Origin of the sequence: Acidovorax sp. 35-64-16 (genome assembly GCF_002281195.1) — a bacterium.
GTDB classification, from domain to species: domain Bacteria; phylum Pseudomonadota; class Gammaproteobacteria; order Burkholderiales; family Burkholderiaceae_C; genus Acidovorax; species Acidovorax defluvii.
The window spans coordinates 117,782-136,254 of the sequence record NZ_NCFM01000006.1; the positions used below are offsets into that span (position 1 = coordinate 117,782).

Below are 18,473 nucleotides of genomic sequence, written 5' to 3' on the forward strand. Positions count from 1 at the left end.
CCCATGTCCCGCACGCCCTGCGGGACGCCCAGCGCGCAACGCCTTCTCTTGTCCGTGTGCGCGTCCCGCCCAGCCGTCCCCCAGCCGCGGGACCTGAAGGTAGCTTCTCCACGAACCATGTCCGGGGTTTCCCGGCGCGTTCTGCTGATCAGCATTTTCCGCCTCTGCGAAGGGTCCCCCGGTGGCTTGCCGGCCTGCGAGCCACCCGGAGACCCTTCGTGGTCAGCGGTATTCGATGCCGTGCCCAACGGCGAAAAACTGGGCTCCTTTTGTGCGCGGATGTGCGCCAGAAGATGCCGGCGCCAACCACGACATGCGCCGGGTGCGATTGCTGACAGCAGACGGTTCTAGCGACGACCGGGCCTGCAACAGCCCACGGGTGGTTCCGTCCTCCCGAGCCGAAGGCCACACGGCCTTCGGCGCCTTTCTCCTGCCGATCAACGTCCCGGCCCGGCCACACGGTCCAGGGCCACACGAACAGGAGACCCGACATGAACCCGCAACCTCGCACCTCACGCGGTGCGCCCCAGGCCGCGCCACTGCTGTACGGCAGCGTGTGCAGCGGCATCGAGGCCGCGAGCCTCGCCTGGCAACCCCTCGGCCTCGAAGCCGTGTGGTTCGCCGAAATCGAGCCGTTCCCGAGCGCCGTGCTCGCCCACCGTTACCCCCACGTGCCCAACCTGGGCGACATGACCGCGATCGCCCGCCAGGTGCGCGCCGGCACCGTGCCGGCGCCCGACATCCTGGTCGGCGGCACGCCGTGCCAGTCGTTCAGCGTTGCAGGTAGCCGGCGCGGGCTGGATGACCCGCGCGGAGCCCTTTCCCTTGCCTATGTGGAGCTTGCCAATGCCATCGACCAAACCCGCCAACAAGACCGCCGCCCGGCGGCCACGCTCGTCTGGGAAAACGTCCCCGGCGTCCTCAACGACCGCAGCAATGCCTTCGGGCATTTCCTGGGGGCACTGGTCGGGGAAAGCCGTGCGCTCCAGCCGCCAGGGGATCGGTGGGCGCACGCTGGTTGTGTGTCTGGACCCCGCCGCCGCATCGCGTGGCGCGTGCTCGACGCTCAATATTTCGGTGTCGCCCAACGCCGCAAGCGCGTGTTTCTTGTGGCAAGTGGTGGAGATGACCTCGATCCCGCAGAAGTACTTTTTGAGCGCGCAGGCCTGCTCGGGGATTCTTGTGCGGGCCGCGCGCCGTGGCAAGAAGCTGCCCACGATGCTGGACCGGGTGCTGAAGCAGCAGGCGCATGCGCAGGACTTGCAGGATTCGCAGGGCTGAAGCAGCCCTACGGCAGGGTCACGACGACGTTCGGATTCAGCGGCGGCATTGGCCCCGTCGATGTGGCGGCGTGCCTGATGGCCGCTGGCCCCAAGCACGACATTCGCACCGAGACGTTCATGGTGCAGTCGGTCGTCGGCAGCATCGCCCACACCCTCGACACCGCCAACAACGGCAGGGGCAGCAGCGAGGATGGCACCGGCAAGGGTGTTCCGATCATCGCCTTCACTGCCCAGGGCAGCGGCGCCGATGCCACGTTCGACCTGACGCCGACGCTGCGCGCTGGCGGCCATCGCAACAGCCATGCGAACGCCGGTGTCGTGCCCGCCATCGCTTTCGCGCAGAACAACCGCGGTGAAGTGCGCTACGAATCCGGCCATGGACAGGTGGCTTGCACCGTGCTGTCCAACGGCAAGCCGGGCTACGGCGTGCCGATGGTGGCCTGCGTATCTCTGCGTGGCCGCGAGAACGGCCTTGCCGCCGAGTTGGGCGGCACCGTAGCGGGCGCACTTCGCACCAGCGGCGGCGGCGCGGACAAGCCCCATGTGCTGGCTCCCGACTTCGAGGCGCATTTCCGCTACGACTGGAACGGCCCTGGCCCCGGCGACTGGTCGCACTGGCGGGTGCGGCGGCTGATGCCCGTGGAGTGCGAGCGGCTGCAAGGCATGCCCGACGACTACACGCTGATCACCTACCGCGGCAAGCCCGCCGCCGACGCTCCACGCTACAAGGCGATCGGCAACTCCATGGCTGTACCGTGCATGGCATGGCTGGGCCAGCGCCTGGTGCAGTACCTGCACAAGACGGGCTCGACCGCTTCGGATTGATCGGCGACGCAGCCTGCGGGCCGCGCCATTCTCCCTCCTGCATTGCCGATGTATTGGCAGCAGCCCGCAGCCAGGGTGTCAAGGCTGCCGCGGGTTCCACCCGCGCCACCCGCCAGTTCGCCTCGGCATCTCACCGGCGAACGCTGCCCACCGGGGCACCGATGCCTCTTTCTCCAACCCACGGGATGGCCGCCACGTCCCGTCAGGGGCATGTCGCCACCCGGTCGATTTCAGGACTTCCCATGGACAACATCACCAAGCAAAACCGCATCACGCTGAAGAGCCTCAAGGTGGCAGATTTCGCCAGCGAAGAAACGATGTGCTTCAGCGCCACCGTCGTGTTCGACGGCACTCCCATCGCCGAGGCCCGCAACGACGGCCACGGCGGCTCGACGTTCCTGCACGCGCTCAGCGGCAAGGCGGCGTTGCTGGCTCAGGCCGAAGCCTTCGCCAAGGGCCTGCCGCCTGCGCCGCTCAACCTCGGCCAGGAGGGCGAAGACCCTCACTACATCGACATGACGCTCGACTTCCTGGTCGATGAACTTGCCGACGCCATGCACGCGGAACGCAAGGTGCGAGCCGCGTTCAACCGCGACATCGGCAACAAGGTGCTGTTCATCAAGGACGGCAAATTGCTGTTCATCAAGGGCATCAAGCTCAAGGCCATTGCTGACCGCAAGGCGTACTTCGCTTCGCTGCGCGCTCGGCAGGCCCAGCCCATCGTCATCCTCGCCGAGCTTGCGCCCGAGCAGGCATTCGACCTGTGGAAGCAGCATGTCCTGGGCGACAAGCCCGACTGACCCAGCACCGACGCACTCTCCTGGCAGCCCCGCACTCGATGCGGGGTTTCTTTTTCTCTGCGCGCATCAATCGGGGGTGGGCCGGATGCCGTTTTCCAACTGACGCGACGCGGCCCGCGCACGAAGCTGCCCGCATGTTCGCTGATTCGTCAGCACATGCCAGCAGCCAGGGTTTCAAGCTGCCGCGGGTCTCTCCCGCGTTGCCCACCAGTCCGCATCGCATCAAGTCTGCGGACGCGCGTCCCCATGACGCTGATGCATTTTTTCAACCGCGTGCGGGAGCTGCCATCCCGTGAGGGACGAGGCCCCGCTTTTCCAAGGAGCCCGTCCATGTCCCAGCAAGCCTCTTTCGGCCAATTGGCCTCGACCTACTGCGGCAAGTTCCTGCCGCTCGAAGTCCTGCAAAGCGCCGCCGGTCACTACATCGGCACGCGCGATACCGAAGGGCCCGTTTCGCGGGAATCCCGCGAGTACTTCCGCAGCCATGCCGCGGCTCAACGTGCCCTCGAAAGAGGCGGCTGGTCCCAGCTCGCCATTCCCTGATCCAACTGGAGGAATCACGTCATGAACCAGCTACTGCCACGGGAAGTCGTCGATCAGATCATGCGGGAAGAACAGCATTTCGCGGCCGCGCCCCAAGCCTTCTTCGAGGCCTGGAAGCGCGGTGTCGAGATCGCTGGCCCCGAATGGTTCGGTGACGGCACCCGTGAAGGTCTGAACCAGGCCAAGAGCAAGTGGGATCTGCGTCCCAACATGCTGCGGCTCAACGATGCCCTCGGCGTCCTGAGCAGCGGCGAACGCATGTTCCTGTCCGCCATGGTCAGCTTCTACAACGCGCGCGAGGGCGGTGCCATGCTCAAGCGCTGCCACTTCAACGGACTGTCGGACTTCGACGGTCTCGACCTGCAACGCCGTAAGGTCCTCGCCGACCTGCTCGTGAACTACAACGGCTGGTGAGCCGGTCTCCGGCACACCACCACGTCTTCGTTCACTCCCCACGAGGGGCACGCGCCCACGAGGCCGTGCCCCTCATTTTGTTTCCCGTAGTCCAGCGCAGTGCTGACAACGCCATGGTCGGCGCTGCCTGACGCTTTTTCCATTTTTCAACCCACCGGGTCCAATTCCCGGTGGCGGGGATTGGCTCCATTATTCAATCTGGAGAGATCCCATGTCCCAGAATCCTAATCCCTTCCTTCGCGGCTACTGGAATCTGAAAATCGTCCGCACGCTGTGCATCAGCTACGACGATGGAAGCCCGCATGTCTGGCGCAACATCCACGCGAGCCAGCAATTCCTTTCCGACGAAGAACTGGTTTCATCGTCCTGCATCGTCACCAACGATTTCGCCGTGGTCAGCAATGGCCCTGAACCCTTGAGCGACGACGTGCTGGCCGAATGCGACGCCGGTGAAGGCGTCAGCGGCGAAGGCGTGATTGGTGCCGTGGTCTATGCCATCCATGGCGAGGACTTCGACGGTCGCCCAGTCCACGTCGGCGATGCCTATTCGGCCGAGGCTGCGCGGGAAGTGGTGCAGCGCCTGACTTTCGAGACCGGCTACTACAGCCGGTGCTGGGAGATCAGCCGCGAGCACATCACGGTCGATACCTGGCACTACCTCGCCGACCTGGCGGACATCGCCACGCCGGAGGCCATGCTGTTCATCGCCTTCCGTGTGCCGTACAGCCCGGCGATCGGCGTCAAGCTGATCTCCACGCCCTGGACGGACCAGAACCTGGAGCACGCCGAGGGCATCACCGCCGAGCAGCTTCGGCAGGAGCACCGGAACAAGGGCATGCCGGAGGACCTGGCAAACATCCTTGAACTGGCCGGCCAGGCCGATGTGCGCATTCTGATCCTCGACGCCGACGCACCCGCGCTGCTGGGCCTGCCGCTGGCCGAGTCCTAGCAGCCGCGCGACACGCCGGCCTTCCTCATTGTCCCCCCATGCCAGCCCGTTTCCCCCAGGAGCCGGGCTGGTCCATTTTCATAGGCGCAACCTCATGTTCCCCGACCTCATCTCGCCCGCAGCCGACTTCGAGCATCAGCTTGGAGCCTGCGTCAACGCCATGAGCCAGGACGACGCCATCGGCCAGATCCTGGTATTCGAGCGCACGCACGGCGCGCTGCACATGCGCCATATCGTCAGCGCCGACCTGATGGACACCGACATTGATGACTACGAAATGGTCGTCTTCGACGGTGGCAACACCAGCGGCGACACATGGAAGCATGTCTTCTTCCCTCGTCAGCGCGAGCACTACTTCGTGTACGAAGCCTGACCTGCCAGCCCCTCATCCGAGGGGCTGCTTGTTTTCAGGCTTTCGCCGCGAATTGCACGGCCACCATCTCGCCTGTGACGCACACCTCGCCGCCGGCGCTGAGTGTCAAATCGATGATGGCCTTGCGCCCCTCCAGCGAACGTAGCGTGCCCTCGATGAGCAATTCGACGCCCAGCGGCGTGGGCCGCCGGTAGTCCACTTTCAGCGAGCCGGTGACAAAGCGGATCGGCGGGCCACCATCCCCCATGACGCGACCTTGCACCCGGTATGCGAAGGCCGCCGCGCTGGCGGTGCCGTGGCAGTCCAGCAGCGAGGCCAGCATGCCGCCATAGACGTTGCCCGGATAGCCGCCGCTGTACATCGTCGCCGGCGAGAAGCGCGCATGGGTGCGCTCGCCCTCGATGAAGCTCTTGAGATGGAGCCCCTGGGGGTTGGCTGGCCCGCAGCCGTAGCAGTGCGCGAATTCGGCCGGGTAATGATCTTGGATGGCTTGCATGTCGATCCTTGATTGCACAACGGCGAGGCTCAAGCCTCCACGGCCAGCCCGGCCGCCTTCCACTCCGGGAAGCCGTCTTCGAGCCGTCGCACCTTGAAGCCCTTGGCGCGCAGCGCCGCCACGGCCTCGAAGGACATCACGCAGTACGGCCCACGGCAGTAGGCAATGATTTCGTGGCCCTTGGGCAAGTCCGCCAGGCGACGCTCCAGCTCGTCGGCCGGGATGTTGATGGCACCCGCCACGTGGCCCAGCGCGTATTCCGCTTCCGGGCGCACGTCCAGCACCGTCACCTGGCCGGCATTCAGGCGCTCGGCCAGTTCTTCGCGCGAAACGGCTTCCAGCGCGTCACGGTCATGGAAGAAGTCGCGCATCACGCCGCGTACCTCTGCGATGTTGCGCTCGCCCACGCGGCCCAGCGCCTTGAGCAGCGCCACCACCTCCACATCGCCCGCCAGGCGATAGAAGACCCGCTTGCCCTGGCGTTCGGCCTCCACCAGCCGCGCGCGCCGCAGCAGTTGCAGGTGGCGTGAGGCGTTGGCCATCGACAGGCCGACCAGTCCGGCCAGGTCTTCGACGCTGCGCGGCCCCTGCGCCATGCCTTCGAGCAGTTCGAGCCGATGCGCATGGCCCAGCGCTTGCGCCACGGCGGCCAGGTTCTCGAACACCACGTGCTTGGGGCTTTCGGATGAGGTTGACAACATGGATTTCACAATTACACAATCAACACATTGATTGAATGATGGCATGATTGCTGCCCAGCATCAAGCCATCCCGGACAAAAGCCATTTTCTCCGCTGGGGCCTCCATGAAAACCCTCCTCATCATCAACGACCCGCCCTACGGCACCGAGCGCATGTACAACGCCTTGCGCTTGGCTTCCACGCTGCTCAAGGACGCGGCCAACCACGTCAGCGTGTTCCTGATGGCCGATGCCGTCTCCGGCTGCAAGGCCGGTCAGAAGACCCCCGACGGCTACTACAACGTTGAACGCATGCTGCGCCGCGTGACGAACAATGCCCAGGGCGAGGTGCTCCTGTGCGGCACCTGCCTGGATGCGCGCGGCATCAAGGACGAGGAAGTGATGCCCGGCGCACGCCGCAGCACGATGGATGAACTGGCCGCCGCCACCGTGGCCGCCGACAAGGTGCTGGTGTTCTGATGGCCGGCATCTACCTCGACTACAACGCCAGCACGCCCATCGCGCCGGAAGTGCAGGCGGCCATGCTGCCGCTGCTGGAGACGGCCTACGGGAACCCATCCAGCGGCCATTGGGCCAGCACCCCAGCCAAGGCGGCCCTGGAACATGCTCGCGCCCAGGTGGCGGGGCTGCTGGGCGCGTCGCCGGATGAGATCGTCTTCACCAGCGGCGGCAGCGAGGCCAACAACCTCGCGCTCAAGGGCAGCTTCTTCGCGCTGCGCGAGCGCGGCGAGCACATCATCACCGAGGCCACGGAGCATCCGGCGGTGTTGCAGCCACTGGCCTTTCTGGAGCGACTGGGGGCGAGCGTCACGCGGCTGCCGGTGGATGGCACGGGCCGGGTCGATCCCGAGGCGGTGCGCCGCGCCATCACACCGCGCACTGTGCTCGTCAGCGTCATGCACGCGAACAACGAGACGGGCACGCTGCAACCCATCAAGGTCATCGGCACCATCGCTCGCGAACACGGCATCCGCTTCCACACCGATGCGGCGCAGTCCGTCGGCAAGCTGCCGACGAAGGTGGACGACCTCGGCGTGGACCTGCTGAGCATCGCCGGGCACAAGCTCTACGCGCCTAAGGGTATAGGCGCGCTGTACGTGCGGCGCGGCACGGCGCTGGAGCCGCTGATCCACGGCGCCGGCCACGAGGCGGGCCGCCGCGCCGGCACCGAGAGCGTGCTGATGGCTGCGGCGCTGGGCGCGGCCTGCGAACTGGCGAGAACGAATCTCGATGTTGGTGAGCCGGAGCGCTTGCGCGCCTTGCGCGATCACTTCTGGCAAGCGCTGCAAGCGATCTTCGGTGAGCGCGTGGTGCTCAACGGCCACGCCGAGCACCGGCTGCCCAACACGCTGAACGTGAACTTCGCCGGCCGCATCGGCGCCGAGGTACTGGCTCATCTGGACGGCGTGGCCGCATCCACCGGCTCGGCCTGCCATGCGGGCCGTGTGGAACTCTCGCCCGTGCTGGCCGCCATGGGCGTGCCCGAGCCGGTCGGCATGGGCGCAGTGCGCTTCAGCCTGGGACGCGGCACCACGCAAGCCGAGATCGACGCCGTGGCCGAGCGCCTGCGCGCCATCGCGAGTCGATGAATCGAACAACAACGCGAAGAAACTCATGCTCAAGAACCCCATGCACCGCCAGGTGCTGATCCTGGCCTGCGCGCAGGCCCTGTTCCAGATCGTGTCGGTGATGGTGATGACCGTCGGCGGCCTGGCCGGCGGGCAGATCGCCGCATCGCCGCGCTGGGCCACGCTGCCCATCGCCACCATGTTCCTCGGCACGGCCACGATGATGTTTCCGGCCTCGATGTGGATGGCCCGCGCCGGCCGCCGGGCCGGGTTCCTGATCGGCACGACGCTGGGCGTGGCGGGGGGCCTGGTGGGTGCCTGGGGCATCCATCAGGCTTCGCTGCCGCTGCTGTCCTTCGGCACCTTCCTGGTGGGCTGCTACCAGGCGTTCGCGCAGTTCTACCGTTTCGCGGCCAGCGAAGTGGCGGACGCGGCTTTCCGCCCACGCGCGATCTCGCTGGTGATGGCCGGCGGCGTGGTCGCAGCGCTGGCCGGGCCGTTGCTGGCAAGGCTGGGCGGGCCGCTGCTCTCGCCCGAGTACCTGGGTTCCTTCCTGATCCTGGCCGTGGTGTCGATGGTGGCGGCGGGCGTGCTGCTGAACCTGCACATCCCTGCGCCTGCCGCGTCTACCGGCCCGGTGGACAAGGGCCGACCCTGGCAGCAGATCGTCGCGCAGCCCGCCTATCTCGTGGCGCTGTTCGGCGCCGCCACGGGCTACGGCATCATGATCCTGGCGATGACGGCGACGCCCATCGCCATGCGGCTACATCACCACGAACTGGGTGCGGCGGCCACGGTGATCCAGTTGCACGTGCTGGGCATGTTCCTGCCGTCGTTCTTCACCGGCTCGCTGATCGCGCGCTTCGGCGTGCTGCGCATCATGCTCACGGGCGTGGTGCTGTTCATCGCGCACATCCTGACGACGCTCACCGGCACGGGCTTTGGCTCCTTCGCCAGCGCGCTCGTGCTGCTGGGTGTGGGCTGGAACTTCATGTACATCGGCGGCACGACGCTGTTGACCGACACCTACAACGCTGCCGAGAAGGGGCGTGCGCAGGCCATCAATGACATGACGATCTTCGTTGTCGGCCTGACCTGCTCTTTCAGCGCGGGCGGGCTGCTGCAAGCCCTGGGCTGGCAGACCATGAACCTGGCACTGATCCCGTGGCTGGCGCTGGCGGCGCTGTCGCTGCTGTGGCTGGGGATGCGTCAGCGGTCGAAAGCCGCGAAGGTGGGCGCATGAACCGGGAAACGACCGATGAAACCGCCTACCGCTGCCTGTTCGAGCGCTTCGCATCTTTGGGCATCGACGCGAAGGTGGTGCCTTATCCCGAGCACGCGACCGTCGAGGAAGGCAAGGCGCTGCGCGGCGCCATGGCCGGGACATTCACCAAGAACCTGCTGCTCAAGGACAAGAAGGGCCGGCACTTCCTGCTGGCGATCCATGAGGACCGGACGCTGGATCTGAAGGCGGTTTCCGCGCTGGTGGGCGGCAAGGGGCACCTGAGTTTCGTGGCCGGCGAGCGCATGCAGGCGCTGCTGGGCGTGCAGCCGGGCGCGCTGACGCCACTGGGCCTGATGCAGGACGAGGAAGGCTTGGTGACGGTGGTGATCGATGCCTCGCTGATGGGCGATGCGCAATTGAACTTCCATCCGCTGCGGCAGACCGAGAGCGTCGGGCTGGCGCCGCAGGAACTGGTGGCCTTCGTGCGCTCGTGCGGGCGCGAGCCGCTGGTGGTGGACTTCGACACTTCGCCACCGGCCGCGTAGCGCCTGCGGCGCGGGAGAACAGGAAATGCCATCCAGAGAGCATTGGGATCACGTCTATCGGACCAAGGAGCCGACCGGCGTGAGCTGGTTCCAGCCGCACGCCAGCCACTCACTGGTGCTGATCCGGGAAACCGGCGTGCCGCTCGATGTGCCGATCATCGACGTGGGCGGCGGTGCCTCGACGCTGGTGGACGACCTGCTGGACAAGGGCCATACCAGCCTCACCGTGCTGGATCTGTCGGGTGCCGCGCTGGCGGCATCCCAGGCGCGGTTGGGCGAGCGCGCCCAGGCGGTGGCCTGGATGGTCGGGGACATTACAAAGGTCGAGTTGCCCGCGCTGGCCTACGACCTGTGGCACGACCGGGCGGTATTCCACTTCCTGACGGCGCCGCAGGAGCGCCAAGCCTATGTGCGGACGATGCTGCATGCCCTGCGGCCGGGCGGCTTCGCCATCATCGCCACCTTCGCGGACGACGGGCCGCAGCAGTGCAGCGGCTTGCCGGTGACGCGCTACAGCCCGGACGAGCTGCATGCGCAGTTCGGCGATGCCTTCACGATGCTGCGGCAGGAGCGCCAGGCGCATCACACGCCCTTCGGGACAGTGCAGCAGTTCGTTTTCTGCCTGTTCCAGAAGACAGCATCATGAAATCCTGAGGAAGCAAATGGCATAGACCATAGGAAGAAACCGGGTGCGGTGTGGTGCCGTTTCATGCAGGCCGGCCGAGCACTCTAGGGCCATCCTTACCCCATGTTCGTCGGTGTTGCCGACACATGCCCAGGCAGCCGAGACCTTCGAGGCTGCAAGCACGGGAAGCCGTGCTGGTCGTTTCTTCCTACGGACGCACCGCGTCCATCTACCCACAAGGGACCTCTCCCTTGCGGGCGGGGAATCCCTTGTTCTTCCTCAAGGAGATTCCCATGGACCGTTCCCTCATCAAAACCATGATGCCTTCGCTTGTCGCAGGCCATGTGCCCCGCAACGTGCGGTCGATCAAGTACCGCTTTTTCGATGATCAGCCGCAATCCTCGACGCTGGGCTTTGCCATCGATCCCAAGCCCTTCGACGGCAAGGTGGTCGCGGCCAACGACGACGCCATCGTCGTCAAGCTCAAGCCCAGCGAGTTCGCGGTGCTCGATCCCAACCTGGTGACTACCGTTCCCAGCGAAGGCGCCAAGGTGCATGTCCAACCGTATGCCCGCCGCCGCTTCGACGGCCTGCGCGCGGACACCCCGGAAGTGATCACCGAGAAGACCGCGGACGGTGTTCCCTACACCATCACCAGGCACATCCTCGGCTCCGCGCCTGCCAAGCTGCCCATCCCCGAGCCGCAGTGCATGGAACTGGGGCAGCTCATCCAGCAGTTGGAGGAAATGCCGGCTCCCGACGGGTTCCGGCGCATCACCCACATGCTGGTCGATGCGGGCGCCCGCGACTTCACCTGGGTCGATCCGAAGCCGTCCAAGATCATCGAGACGCCCCCGGCAATCAGCTTCACGGTTTCGACCGCGAAGTTCGAGGGCCAGGTGACGATCCTCTACGACCGCGGCGGCGACACCTACGTGGTGGAGATGCGCCGCGACGGTGAACTGGTCGATCGGCACGACGAGGTGTATTTCGACATGCTCGGTGAAGTGTTGGAGCGGCTTATCGACGACGGACGCTGGCGTCTGATCGACGTGAGCGTCATCGACGCCAAGGCAACCAAGCGGCGCTACGGCTGATCGCAGCCTACCGGCGACTTGCCGCCATGGGCCTTCCATCTATTCGGGTGGAGGGCCTTTTTCTTCAGGAGATCAACCATGTCACTGCGATTCAAAGGCTCCGACCTGCGCCCCGTGCTGGCCGAGGCCGTTGCCAACCAATGCCGCGTCGTCCTCGCCAAGGACCAGGGCGTGTACTTCCTCGCCGAGCAGGGAGAGCGCCGTCCCGATGGCCGCGTGAAGCTGCTGGCCTATGCCGTCGGCTGCAACCCGGATACCGACCCGTTTGACGACTGGTGGGAACTGGCGCGCGCCGAGCTGGGTGGCGACGACTTCGGCGAGTTCTTCGACCCGAAGGAAGACGTCTTCGCACGCATCCTGCACGGCACGGACGATCTGATGCTGTCTGCCACCACGACGCACCTGTCGCTGGAGGTGGTGCCATCGGTGTAGCGCAACGACTACCACCATCCCCTCACGGCCCCCTTCTTGGGGGCTTCCTTTTTTCCGCACTGCGGCCTTCGCCGCGTGCGTGCTCGTCTCCGGCCGCCATGGCCCGCCGCGTCGGCTCGCCCGCCGACCTACCCACGGAGACGACCGCATGCACGACCCGTTCAAGATCACCCAACCGACCTGCATCAGCTTCTCGGGCGGGCGCACCAGCGCCTACATGCTCTGGCGCGTATTGCAGGCCAATGGCGGCCTGCCTGCCGACACCGTGGTCTGCTTCGCCAACACCGGCAAGGAGGTGGAAGCGACCCTGCGCTTTGTGCGCGACTGCGCCGGGCACTGGCAGGTGCCGATACGCTGGCTGGAATATCTGCCCACGGAGCCAGGCTTCACGCTGGTGGACTTCGATCGGGCCAGCCGTCAGGGCGAGCCGTTCGAGGCGCTGATCCGCAAGCGTCAGTACCTGCCCAATCCCGTCGCGCGCGGCTGCACGACCAGCCTGAAGATTCGACCGATGCACCGCTACCTGCGGCATCTGGGCTGGACGGACTGGGACCAGATGATCGGCATCCGCGCCGACGAGCAGCGTCGCGTCGCCAAGATTCGCGCGCGCGGCCATTCCACCGAATCGATCCACGAGACCATGTGCATGCCCCTGGCGGACGCAGGCGTCACCGTGCGCGACGTGGGCGCGTTCTGGCAGGCGCAAGCGTTCGACCTCGACCTGCTGACGGTGAACGGGCGCACGCTCGAAGGCAACTGCGACCTGTGTTTCCTGAAGCCGCGCGGGCAGCGCCTGGCCCTCATCAAGGCTCGACCCGAGGCCGCGGTGTGGTGGATTCGCATGGAATCGCTGAACCTGGCGAGCAAGCCCAGCGGCGCCCGGTTTCGCGCCGATGGCCCGAGCTACGCCGACCTGGCACGCTTCGCCGCCGACCAGGGCGACCTGTTCGACGACGCCGAGGAACCGATCGCCTGCTTCTGCGGTGATTGACGGCCATGGCCGGGCCATCGACCTCGCCATCGCTGCGACTGCTGCCGGTATCCCTGCGCTGTGCCAATGCCTTCGTGCAGAAGCACCACCGCCACCACCGTCCGGTTCAGGGAGCGAAGTTCGCCCTGGCGGTCACGCTGTCCGCCACCGATGGCATCTGCGGCGTGGCCATCGTCGGCCGCCCGGTCGCCCGCCACCTGGATGACGGCTGGACGCTCGAAGTCACCCGGCTCTGCACCGATGGCGCACCGAACGCCTGCAGCAAGCTCTACGGCGCGGCCTGGAAGGCGGCCAAGGCCTTGGGCTACACGCGGCTGATCACCTACACCTTGCTCGATGAAGGTGGTGCCAGCCTGCGCGCCGCCGGCTGGCATTTGCTCGGAACGCGCGGCGGCGGTGCCTGGAGTCGCCCCAGCCGTCCTCGCGCTGACACCCCCGACCACCTGCGCGGCCCTAAGTGCTTGTGGCAAGCACCGGGCGGTGCGGACAAAGGGAAACGCCCGGATGCCGATTGATTGCTGCCGCGCGCGCGAGGCCCGGACATGCTGCCCCCATGCCTGCTGACGTTGTCAGCGACATGCCAGGCAACCATCGGTCTTCGAGGTTGCGACGCAGTTCCCACTGCGTGACCGAGCCAGCTCGCACCGCATCCGTCCGCGAGCGGCCACCAGTCTCTGGTGGCGGATGCTTTCGCCTTATCAACCCACCGCGGGGTTACGCACCTTTCCCCGCATGCGTGGGGCCGGTGTGTCTCCGCTTCATCCCAATGGAGATTCACCATGAGCACCACGTCCAACGAGAAATCGTATTTCGACCTCCACACCTCGGGCATCGGCTACATCCAGCGAGCCCGCGAGGTTCCCGTCCGGGGCGGCCGCCGCGCGCAGCCCTTTCTGGCATGCACCATCGCCGCACTGGTCGGTTCCGCCAAGGACCCCAGCTACCGCTACTTCGACGTCAAGGTCTCGGGTGCCGAGGCCAAGAAACTGGTCGAGCGCTACATCGGCGTTGACGATCCCAAGCAGCGGCCGCTGGTGCGCTTCCGCCTCGGCGACCTCTGGGGCGATGCGTACATCCGCGACAAGGGTGAGCACAAGGGCCAGGCCGCCGCGTCTCTGAAGGCGCGACTGCTGAAGGCCGAGCCGCTTGACCGGGCCGAACTGGCTTCGATCAAGCAGCACGAGCTGATCACCCGCGGCATCGGCTACCTCAGCCGTCCGAAGGACGTCTCCCCCAAGGATGGCGATCCGTTCCTGTCGTGCTGCGTCGCGGCACTGGCCGGGCCTGTCGGTGAACCGGAATATCGGTACTTCGACACCATCGTCGCCACCCCTGAAGCCGAGCACCTGGTTCGCCGGTGCGTGCAGGCCATCGAAGGGGACCGCAAGGTGCTGATCGCCTTCCGTCTGAACGACATGAAGATCGATCCGTACATCCGCACCAAGGGCGAGCGCGCCGGGGAACCGGGAGCGAGCCTGGAATCGACGCTGGTCCACATCGGTCTCATCAAGATCGACGGCACCCAGGTCTATCCGACGAGCCAGGCGCAAGCCGAGGCGCCGCAAGCCGAGGACGCACCCGCGCCCGAAGCCGAGGTTGCCGCCGACACCGCTGCCGACCAGCCTGTCGAGCCCGCCGAGCGCGAGCCCGCAGGTGAAGTCGAGGAGCAGGAGCCGGCATTGGCTGCTTCGTTCTGATCCGGCATGGCCCCTCACGGGGCCTTGCCTTTTTCCTATTCCCCAAGGAGAACCATCATGGCAGTCACATCGGCATCCGCAAGGTCAGTCCCGCCCATCGTCGTATCGGGTCAGCTTTCGATTCGCACAATCCACGGCCGCAATGGTCCGTTCTGCGTCGGCTACCTCGTCACTCCTATCGGAAACTTCGCGGTGAAGGACGCGGAGCTGGAGCAATACCCCGAAGGCAAGTACGACGGGGAGTTCGTGATCCGCTACATCTTTCCGAATCCGATCCCCATGCGGGGCGGTATCAAGTTCGAGATTCGTTGCAACTTGGATGGAATGACGCTCTTCGGCGTTGACAAACTGAGCCGCGACGATATTCGCAGCTTTTCCACCCAGGACATCGATCCGCTCGATGAAGAACTGGGGGCGCAGCCTGCGGCAACGCCGGCCAAGCCCGCCAAGGCATCCAGACCCGCCAAGCCCGCATCCGTGCAGGCGTCCGCGGACCCGATGGTCGATACCACGCCTTTCGGCGTGGATGCGCCGACGCCCGCTGCGGCTGCTGCCCCCGGCAGCACCGAAGATGGCGACGCCGCACTGTTCGGGCTGCTCTGGCCGCTGGGTGAGTCCGTGAAACTGGATTCGACCATCGACCGCCGCACCTTGCGCGCGCAGATCGCCCGCCTGGGCAAACTGGGCTACACGCTGGACTTCAAGACGCAGGAGTGGAGCCGCCAGGCCGAACTGCAACCTGCGTGATCGCAGACGCCGCACCTGCGGTGTTCTTCATCCACCCGCCGGGGTTCCTTCCCCATGCGGGGGAGGCTCCGGCTTTCTTCTGGAGGTCTCCATCATGTCCACCATCGCTTGCGATGCACCTCATTCCACGCTGGACGAAACCGCCTGGCGCGCTGTCTGCAAGACGGCCGCCGAGCACGCCCAGCGTGGTTGCGGCCTGTCCTGGGATCATTGGGTCACGCTTTTCAGTTCGGAAATCGACGCGCAAGCCAGTCGATTGCCGCAGGACCAGCGCACTCAAGCGCTGGAAATCGCAGCCCGGGAATGGGACTACGCAACGCCTGCCGAAAGGCAGGAAACCCAGGACTGGAATGCGGAGCATGGCTATTGCTCTCACGGGATCGAGTTCGGCTACTGCCCGGCCGGTTGTGATCGCGACGATGACGACTGGGACTAAGGGCAAAGCATAGGTTCCTTCGCCGCACGCGCGGCATTCCATCACCCGCTGGGGGTTCTCCCCCACGGGGAGGCCTCCGGCTCCATTCTTCAGGAGGCCTCTCATGGGCTGGTATTTTTCCCCCCAATCGCGATCTGAACTGATCGCGGAACTGATCGCACCGCAAGAGACCGAGCGCGCCAGCGTCAAGGTCATTGCCCACGCGCTGCGCGGCAACGTCCTCTGGTCCGTCACGGAAGTGACGGCCAAGGTCGAAGGCGTGCATCGTCATCTGGCGCCGGGCCAATCCCTGCGCTACATCCGCTGCGATCTTCTCGAACGCAGCGGCGGTCAGTGGGGCTACAAGCCGCTGGACGAGTCCATGCACCCGTACTACTACTCGTGCCCGCTGTCCTATCTGGACCTCGCACCAGAACAGTCCGCCGACTGGCGTGCAGGCGTTCGCGCCTACCACGCGCGGCGGCGCACACCCATGGCACCTGCGGCACCCACCGCAGCGCTGATGGCCTGAGCCAGGAGGAACCGACATGGACCCGATCCTGGCTGCGCTCCCGCCCTTGCTGCTGAAGCTCGTTGAAGGGAGTTTGTCCAACGACGAAGTTTCTTCCGACGAGGAAATGCTGGAGTACTTCATCAGCAACGGCCTCACCGACGAACAGGGGCGGCAGGCACTGGCCTACCGCGACCAGTACCTCAACAACATCTACCTGGAGGGCTTCACGCCAATCACTTCGGTAGATGAGGCGCTTCACTTCAACCCGCACACCCGGCAGTTCGAGCCGGACTGAGCGGTTTTCTTCCACCCCCTGGGGCAGTACTTGCCCCAGCGGGCGGTGCTGTTCCCGTTCATCCGAGGACACCACCATGCCCGCAAACACTTCTTCCACCACGCTGTATCGGATCGACGAATGCTCCGACGTGATGGCCGACGCTTGCGTCGGCGATGACCAGGGCAATCTGATCTTCCTGTCGATCTGGGCGCGCGACACCGCCATCCAGCAGTTCCTCGCTCGTCTGACCCTCGGGCGCGACGAGCAGGGCCTGGACCAGTTCCACGTCATCACCGACCAGGGCGGCAGCGTCCCGGTATTCGTCGGCAACGTCGATCGCCTGGAAAAGCGCATGACCCGCGCCTACCGGCGAACGCTGTTCGGTTCGCTGTCCAACGTGTGGCTGTTCGACCGCCGCTGCGTCAAACCCGACAAGGCCAACGCCAGCGCACTGGCATTGCTGCCCAAGGGCAGCGCCCACCGGCTTGACCGCCTGTGGATACTGGTACGGGACACCTGCCCACTGCCGCTGCTCGACCACTGGCGCGAAACCGTGCTGGAGCTGTTACAGACCCGCGAGATGCTGGCCCGCCTTCCGTTCGCCCTCGGGCCGCTGGAAGGCCATCGGCTCGCCATCGACGTGCCGGCGCTGACCCTGGCGCTGGGCTCCCTGATCCGCAGTGACGTGCTCACCGCCTATCCGTATCCGGCCAAGATTTGGACGCCGGAAGCGGTAGCGGCTTGACCCACCCGCGAGAGCACGCCAAGGCGTGCTTTCGCACTTCATCCCCGCCAACCAGGAGACTTCCATGGCCCTCATGTTCCCGCGGCTCGCCCGCAATTTCGTGAAGAACGGGTACTTCCCCACGGATGAACCCACCCTCGAAAGAGCCCTCACCGCACTGATGCCCAGCGATGGCCCGATGTGCGTCCTCGATCCCTGCGCCGGCGAAGGCGTGGCGATCGCCGAAGCCGCTCATGCCCTTGGGCGCGAGCAGGCCAAGGCGTTCGCCGTCGAGTTCGACGCGGAGCGGGCACGCCATGCCCGCGGCCTGATCGATCACTGCCTGCACGCGGACCTGATGGACACGATGATCTCCAAGCAGTCGTTCGGGCTGCTCTGGCTCAACCCGCCGTATGGCGACTTGTCCAAGGACGTCAACGGCAACATCGGCTATCAGGGCCAGGGCCGTGCCCGCCTCGAAAAGCTGTTCTACCAGCGCAGCCTGTCGCTGTTGCAGTACGGCGGCGTGCTGGTCTTCATCGTCCCCGGCTACGTGCTCGACGCGGAGCTGGTCGGCTGGCTGACGCGCCACTACACGGACCTGCGGATCTACCGAGCGGTGGAGACGCAGTTCAAGCAGGTGGTGATCTTCGGCCGCAGGGTGCGTCAGCGTGAACTGGCACCCGATGGTCTCAAGGCCGTGCGCAATCTGCTGCTGCAGGTTGGGCTTGGCGAAGTCGAAGCCGAGGAGCTGCCGATCGAATGGCCGTTCCTGCCGTACATCGTCCCCGCCAGTCCGGCCGAGCCGGAGCATTTCTTCCGCGTGACGATGGAGCCGGAGCAGTTCGCCGATGAAGTCGGCCGGCTGCAAGGCCTCTGGCCGTCGTTGGACACGCACCTGGGGGCCGCGCAGCAGTCGCTGCGTCCGCCGGCGCGTGCCTTGTCCCACTGGCATCTCGCCCTGGCTCTGGCCGCGGGCGCGATCTCGGGGGTTGTGCGCTCCAAGACCGGCCGCGTGCTCGTCGTCAAAGGTGACACCCACAAGGACAAGACGCTCCAGCGGGAATTCACCGAACGCGAAGACGGCTCGATCGCCGAGACCCGCATCCTCACCGACAAGTTCGTACCCGTCATCCGCGCGTGGGACATGACGCCTGGCTCCGCGACACGGGGCGAGGTCCTGACCATCCGTTAGTCCACCGGACGCGCTGCCGTCCTGCTGTACCACCTCGA

The 18,473-nt window shown here is 65.9% G+C and carries 24 protein-coding genes; 22 read left to right on the plus strand and 2 right to left on the minus strand.

Features of this window, described 5'->3' with window-relative positions; translation table 11 throughout:
• The first annotated feature begins 491 nt into the window (after positions 1 to 491).
• The 6 genes from B7Y64_RS06940 to B7Y64_RS06965 all read left to right on the plus strand — a co-directional run bounded on the left by B7Y64_RS06940 (position 492) and on the right by B7Y64_RS06965 (position 5,187).
• On the plus strand, positions 492 to 2,108 hold the full coding sequence (locus tag B7Y64_RS06940; RefSeq protein WP_033448873.1) for a DNA cytosine methyltransferase: 1,617 nt from the start codon (positions 492 to 494) through the stop codon (positions 2,106 to 2,108).
• Positions 2,109 to 2,350: 242 nt separating this feature from the next.
• Positions 2,351 to 2,908 carry a hypothetical protein gene (locus B7Y64_RS06945; protein WP_033448871.1) on the plus strand — a complete coding sequence of 186 codons (558 nt, stop codon included), beginning with the start codon at positions 2,351 to 2,353 and terminating at the stop codon, positions 2,906 to 2,908.
• A 330-nt stretch (positions 2,909 to 3,238) separates the two neighbouring features.
• The gene (locus B7Y64_RS06950) at positions 3,239 to 3,451 is read left to right on the plus strand and encodes a hypothetical protein (RefSeq protein WP_033448869.1); all 213 of its coding nucleotides are present in this window, start codon (positions 3,239 to 3,241) and stop codon (positions 3,449 to 3,451) included.
• Between the two features lie 21 nt (positions 3,452 to 3,472).
• A complete protein-coding gene (locus B7Y64_RS06955; protein ID WP_033448867.1) occupies positions 3,473 to 3,865 on the plus strand; it encodes a hypothetical protein in 393 nt (130 codons plus the stop codon).
• A gap of 211 nt (positions 3,866 to 4,076) precedes the next feature.
• Positions 4,077 to 4,814, plus strand: a complete 738-nt coding sequence (locus B7Y64_RS06960; RefSeq protein ID WP_033448864.1) for a hypothetical protein — start codon at positions 4,077 to 4,079, stop codon at positions 4,812 to 4,814.
• A gap of 94 nt (positions 4,815 to 4,908) precedes the next feature.
• Positions 4,909 to 5,187 (plus strand): hypothetical protein, encoded by a 279-nt coding sequence (locus B7Y64_RS06965; protein WP_033448862.1) that lies wholly within the window; start codon positions 4,909 to 4,911, stop codon positions 5,185 to 5,187.
• A gap of 34 nt (positions 5,188 to 5,221) precedes the next feature.
• Here B7Y64_RS06965 and B7Y64_RS06970 read toward each other — a convergent pair whose 3' ends face one another.
• A complete protein-coding gene (locus B7Y64_RS06970; RefSeq protein ID WP_033448859.1) occupies positions 5,222 to 5,683 on the minus strand; it encodes a PaaI family thioesterase in 462 nt (153 codons plus the stop codon).
• Between the two features lie 29 nt (positions 5,684 to 5,712).
• A complete protein-coding gene (locus tag B7Y64_RS06975) occupies positions 5,713 to 6,384 on the minus strand; it encodes a metalloregulator ArsR/SmtB family transcription factor (protein ID WP_033448856.1) in 672 nt (223 codons plus the stop codon).
• 104 nt (positions 6,385 to 6,488) lie between these two features.
• Between B7Y64_RS06975 and B7Y64_RS06980 the strand changes: the two genes are divergently transcribed.
• The 16 genes from B7Y64_RS06980 (at position 6,489) to B7Y64_RS07055 (ending at position 18,435) form a co-directional block, all read left to right on the plus strand.
• Positions 6,489 to 6,842, plus strand: a complete 354-nt coding sequence (locus B7Y64_RS06980; RefSeq protein WP_033448854.1) for a DsrE family protein — start codon at positions 6,489 to 6,491, stop codon at positions 6,840 to 6,842.
• The gene (locus B7Y64_RS06985; protein ID WP_033448851.1) at positions 6,842 to 7,972 is read left to right on the plus strand and encodes a cysteine desulfurase family protein; all 1,131 of its coding nucleotides are present in this window, start codon (positions 6,842 to 6,844) and stop codon (positions 7,970 to 7,972) included. The genes B7Y64_RS06980 and B7Y64_RS06985 overlap by 1 nt, the downstream gene beginning before the upstream one ends.
• Before the next feature lie 25 nt (positions 7,973 to 7,997).
• A complete protein-coding gene (locus B7Y64_RS06990; RefSeq protein WP_033448849.1) occupies positions 7,998 to 9,194 on the plus strand; it encodes an MFS transporter in 1,197 nt (398 codons plus the stop codon).
• Positions 9,191 to 9,721 (plus strand): prolyl-tRNA synthetase associated domain-containing protein, encoded by a 531-nt coding sequence (locus B7Y64_RS06995; RefSeq protein WP_050450500.1) that lies wholly within the window; start codon positions 9,191 to 9,193, stop codon positions 9,719 to 9,721. Before B7Y64_RS06990 ends, B7Y64_RS06995 begins: the two co-directional genes overlap by 4 nt.
• Positions 9,722 to 9,746: 25 nt before the next feature.
• On the plus strand, positions 9,747 to 10,367 hold the full coding sequence (locus B7Y64_RS07000; RefSeq protein ID WP_033448846.1) for a class I SAM-dependent methyltransferase: 621 nt from the start codon (positions 9,747 to 9,749) through the stop codon (positions 10,365 to 10,367).
• 272 nt (positions 10,368 to 10,639) lie between these two features.
• Positions 10,640 to 11,443, plus strand: a complete 804-nt coding sequence (locus B7Y64_RS07005; RefSeq protein ID WP_033449053.1) for a hypothetical protein — start codon at positions 10,640 to 10,642, stop codon at positions 11,441 to 11,443.
• A 78-nt stretch (positions 11,444 to 11,521) separates the two neighbouring features.
• Complete coding sequence (locus B7Y64_RS07010) at positions 11,522 to 11,875, plus strand: DUF3085 domain-containing protein (RefSeq protein WP_033448843.1); 354 nt, start codon at positions 11,522 to 11,524, stop codon at positions 11,873 to 11,875.
• A gap of 148 nt (positions 11,876 to 12,023) precedes the next feature.
• On the plus strand, positions 12,024 to 12,866 hold the full coding sequence (locus tag B7Y64_RS07015) for a phosphoadenosine phosphosulfate reductase family protein (RefSeq protein ID WP_033448841.1): 843 nt from the start codon (positions 12,024 to 12,026) through the stop codon (positions 12,864 to 12,866).
• Between the two features lie 5 nt (positions 12,867 to 12,871).
• Complete coding sequence (locus tag B7Y64_RS07020) at positions 12,872 to 13,381, plus strand: XF1762 family protein (protein WP_033448839.1); 510 nt, start codon at positions 12,872 to 12,874, stop codon at positions 13,379 to 13,381.
• A 264-nt stretch (positions 13,382 to 13,645) separates the two neighbouring features.
• Positions 13,646 to 14,563, plus strand: coding sequence for a DUF3577 domain-containing protein (locus tag B7Y64_RS07025; protein ID WP_033448836.1), 918 nt, complete (start codon positions 13,646 to 13,648; stop codon positions 14,561 to 14,563).
• Positions 14,564 to 14,620: 57 nt separating this feature from the next.
• Positions 14,621 to 15,310 (plus strand): DUF3275 family protein, encoded by a 690-nt coding sequence (locus B7Y64_RS07030; RefSeq protein WP_033448834.1) that lies wholly within the window; start codon positions 14,621 to 14,623, stop codon positions 15,308 to 15,310.
• Between the two features lie 94 nt (positions 15,311 to 15,404).
• Positions 15,405 to 15,746 (plus strand): hypothetical protein, encoded by a 342-nt coding sequence (locus B7Y64_RS07035; RefSeq protein ID WP_033448831.1) that lies wholly within the window; start codon positions 15,405 to 15,407, stop codon positions 15,744 to 15,746.
• A 103-nt stretch (positions 15,747 to 15,849) separates the two neighbouring features.
• Positions 15,850 to 16,257, plus strand: a complete 408-nt coding sequence (locus tag B7Y64_RS07040) for a hypothetical protein (protein WP_033448828.1) — start codon at positions 15,850 to 15,852, stop codon at positions 16,255 to 16,257.
• A gap of 16 nt (positions 16,258 to 16,273) precedes the next feature.
• On the plus strand, positions 16,274 to 16,534 hold the full coding sequence (locus tag B7Y64_RS07045; protein ID WP_033448827.1) for a hypothetical protein: 261 nt from the start codon (positions 16,274 to 16,276) through the stop codon (positions 16,532 to 16,534).
• Positions 16,535 to 16,610: 76 nt separating this feature from the next.
• Positions 16,611 to 17,261, plus strand: a complete 651-nt coding sequence (locus B7Y64_RS07050; protein WP_033448824.1) for a hypothetical protein — start codon at positions 16,611 to 16,613, stop codon at positions 17,259 to 17,261.
• Positions 17,262 to 17,301: 40 nt separating this feature from the next.
• Positions 17,302 to 18,435: a DUF6094 domain-containing protein gene (locus B7Y64_RS07055; RefSeq protein ID WP_268258440.1), complete on the plus strand. Its 1,134-nt coding sequence runs from the start codon at positions 17,302 to 17,304 to the stop codon at positions 18,433 to 18,435.
• Positions 18,436 to 18,473 lie beyond the last annotated feature (38 nt).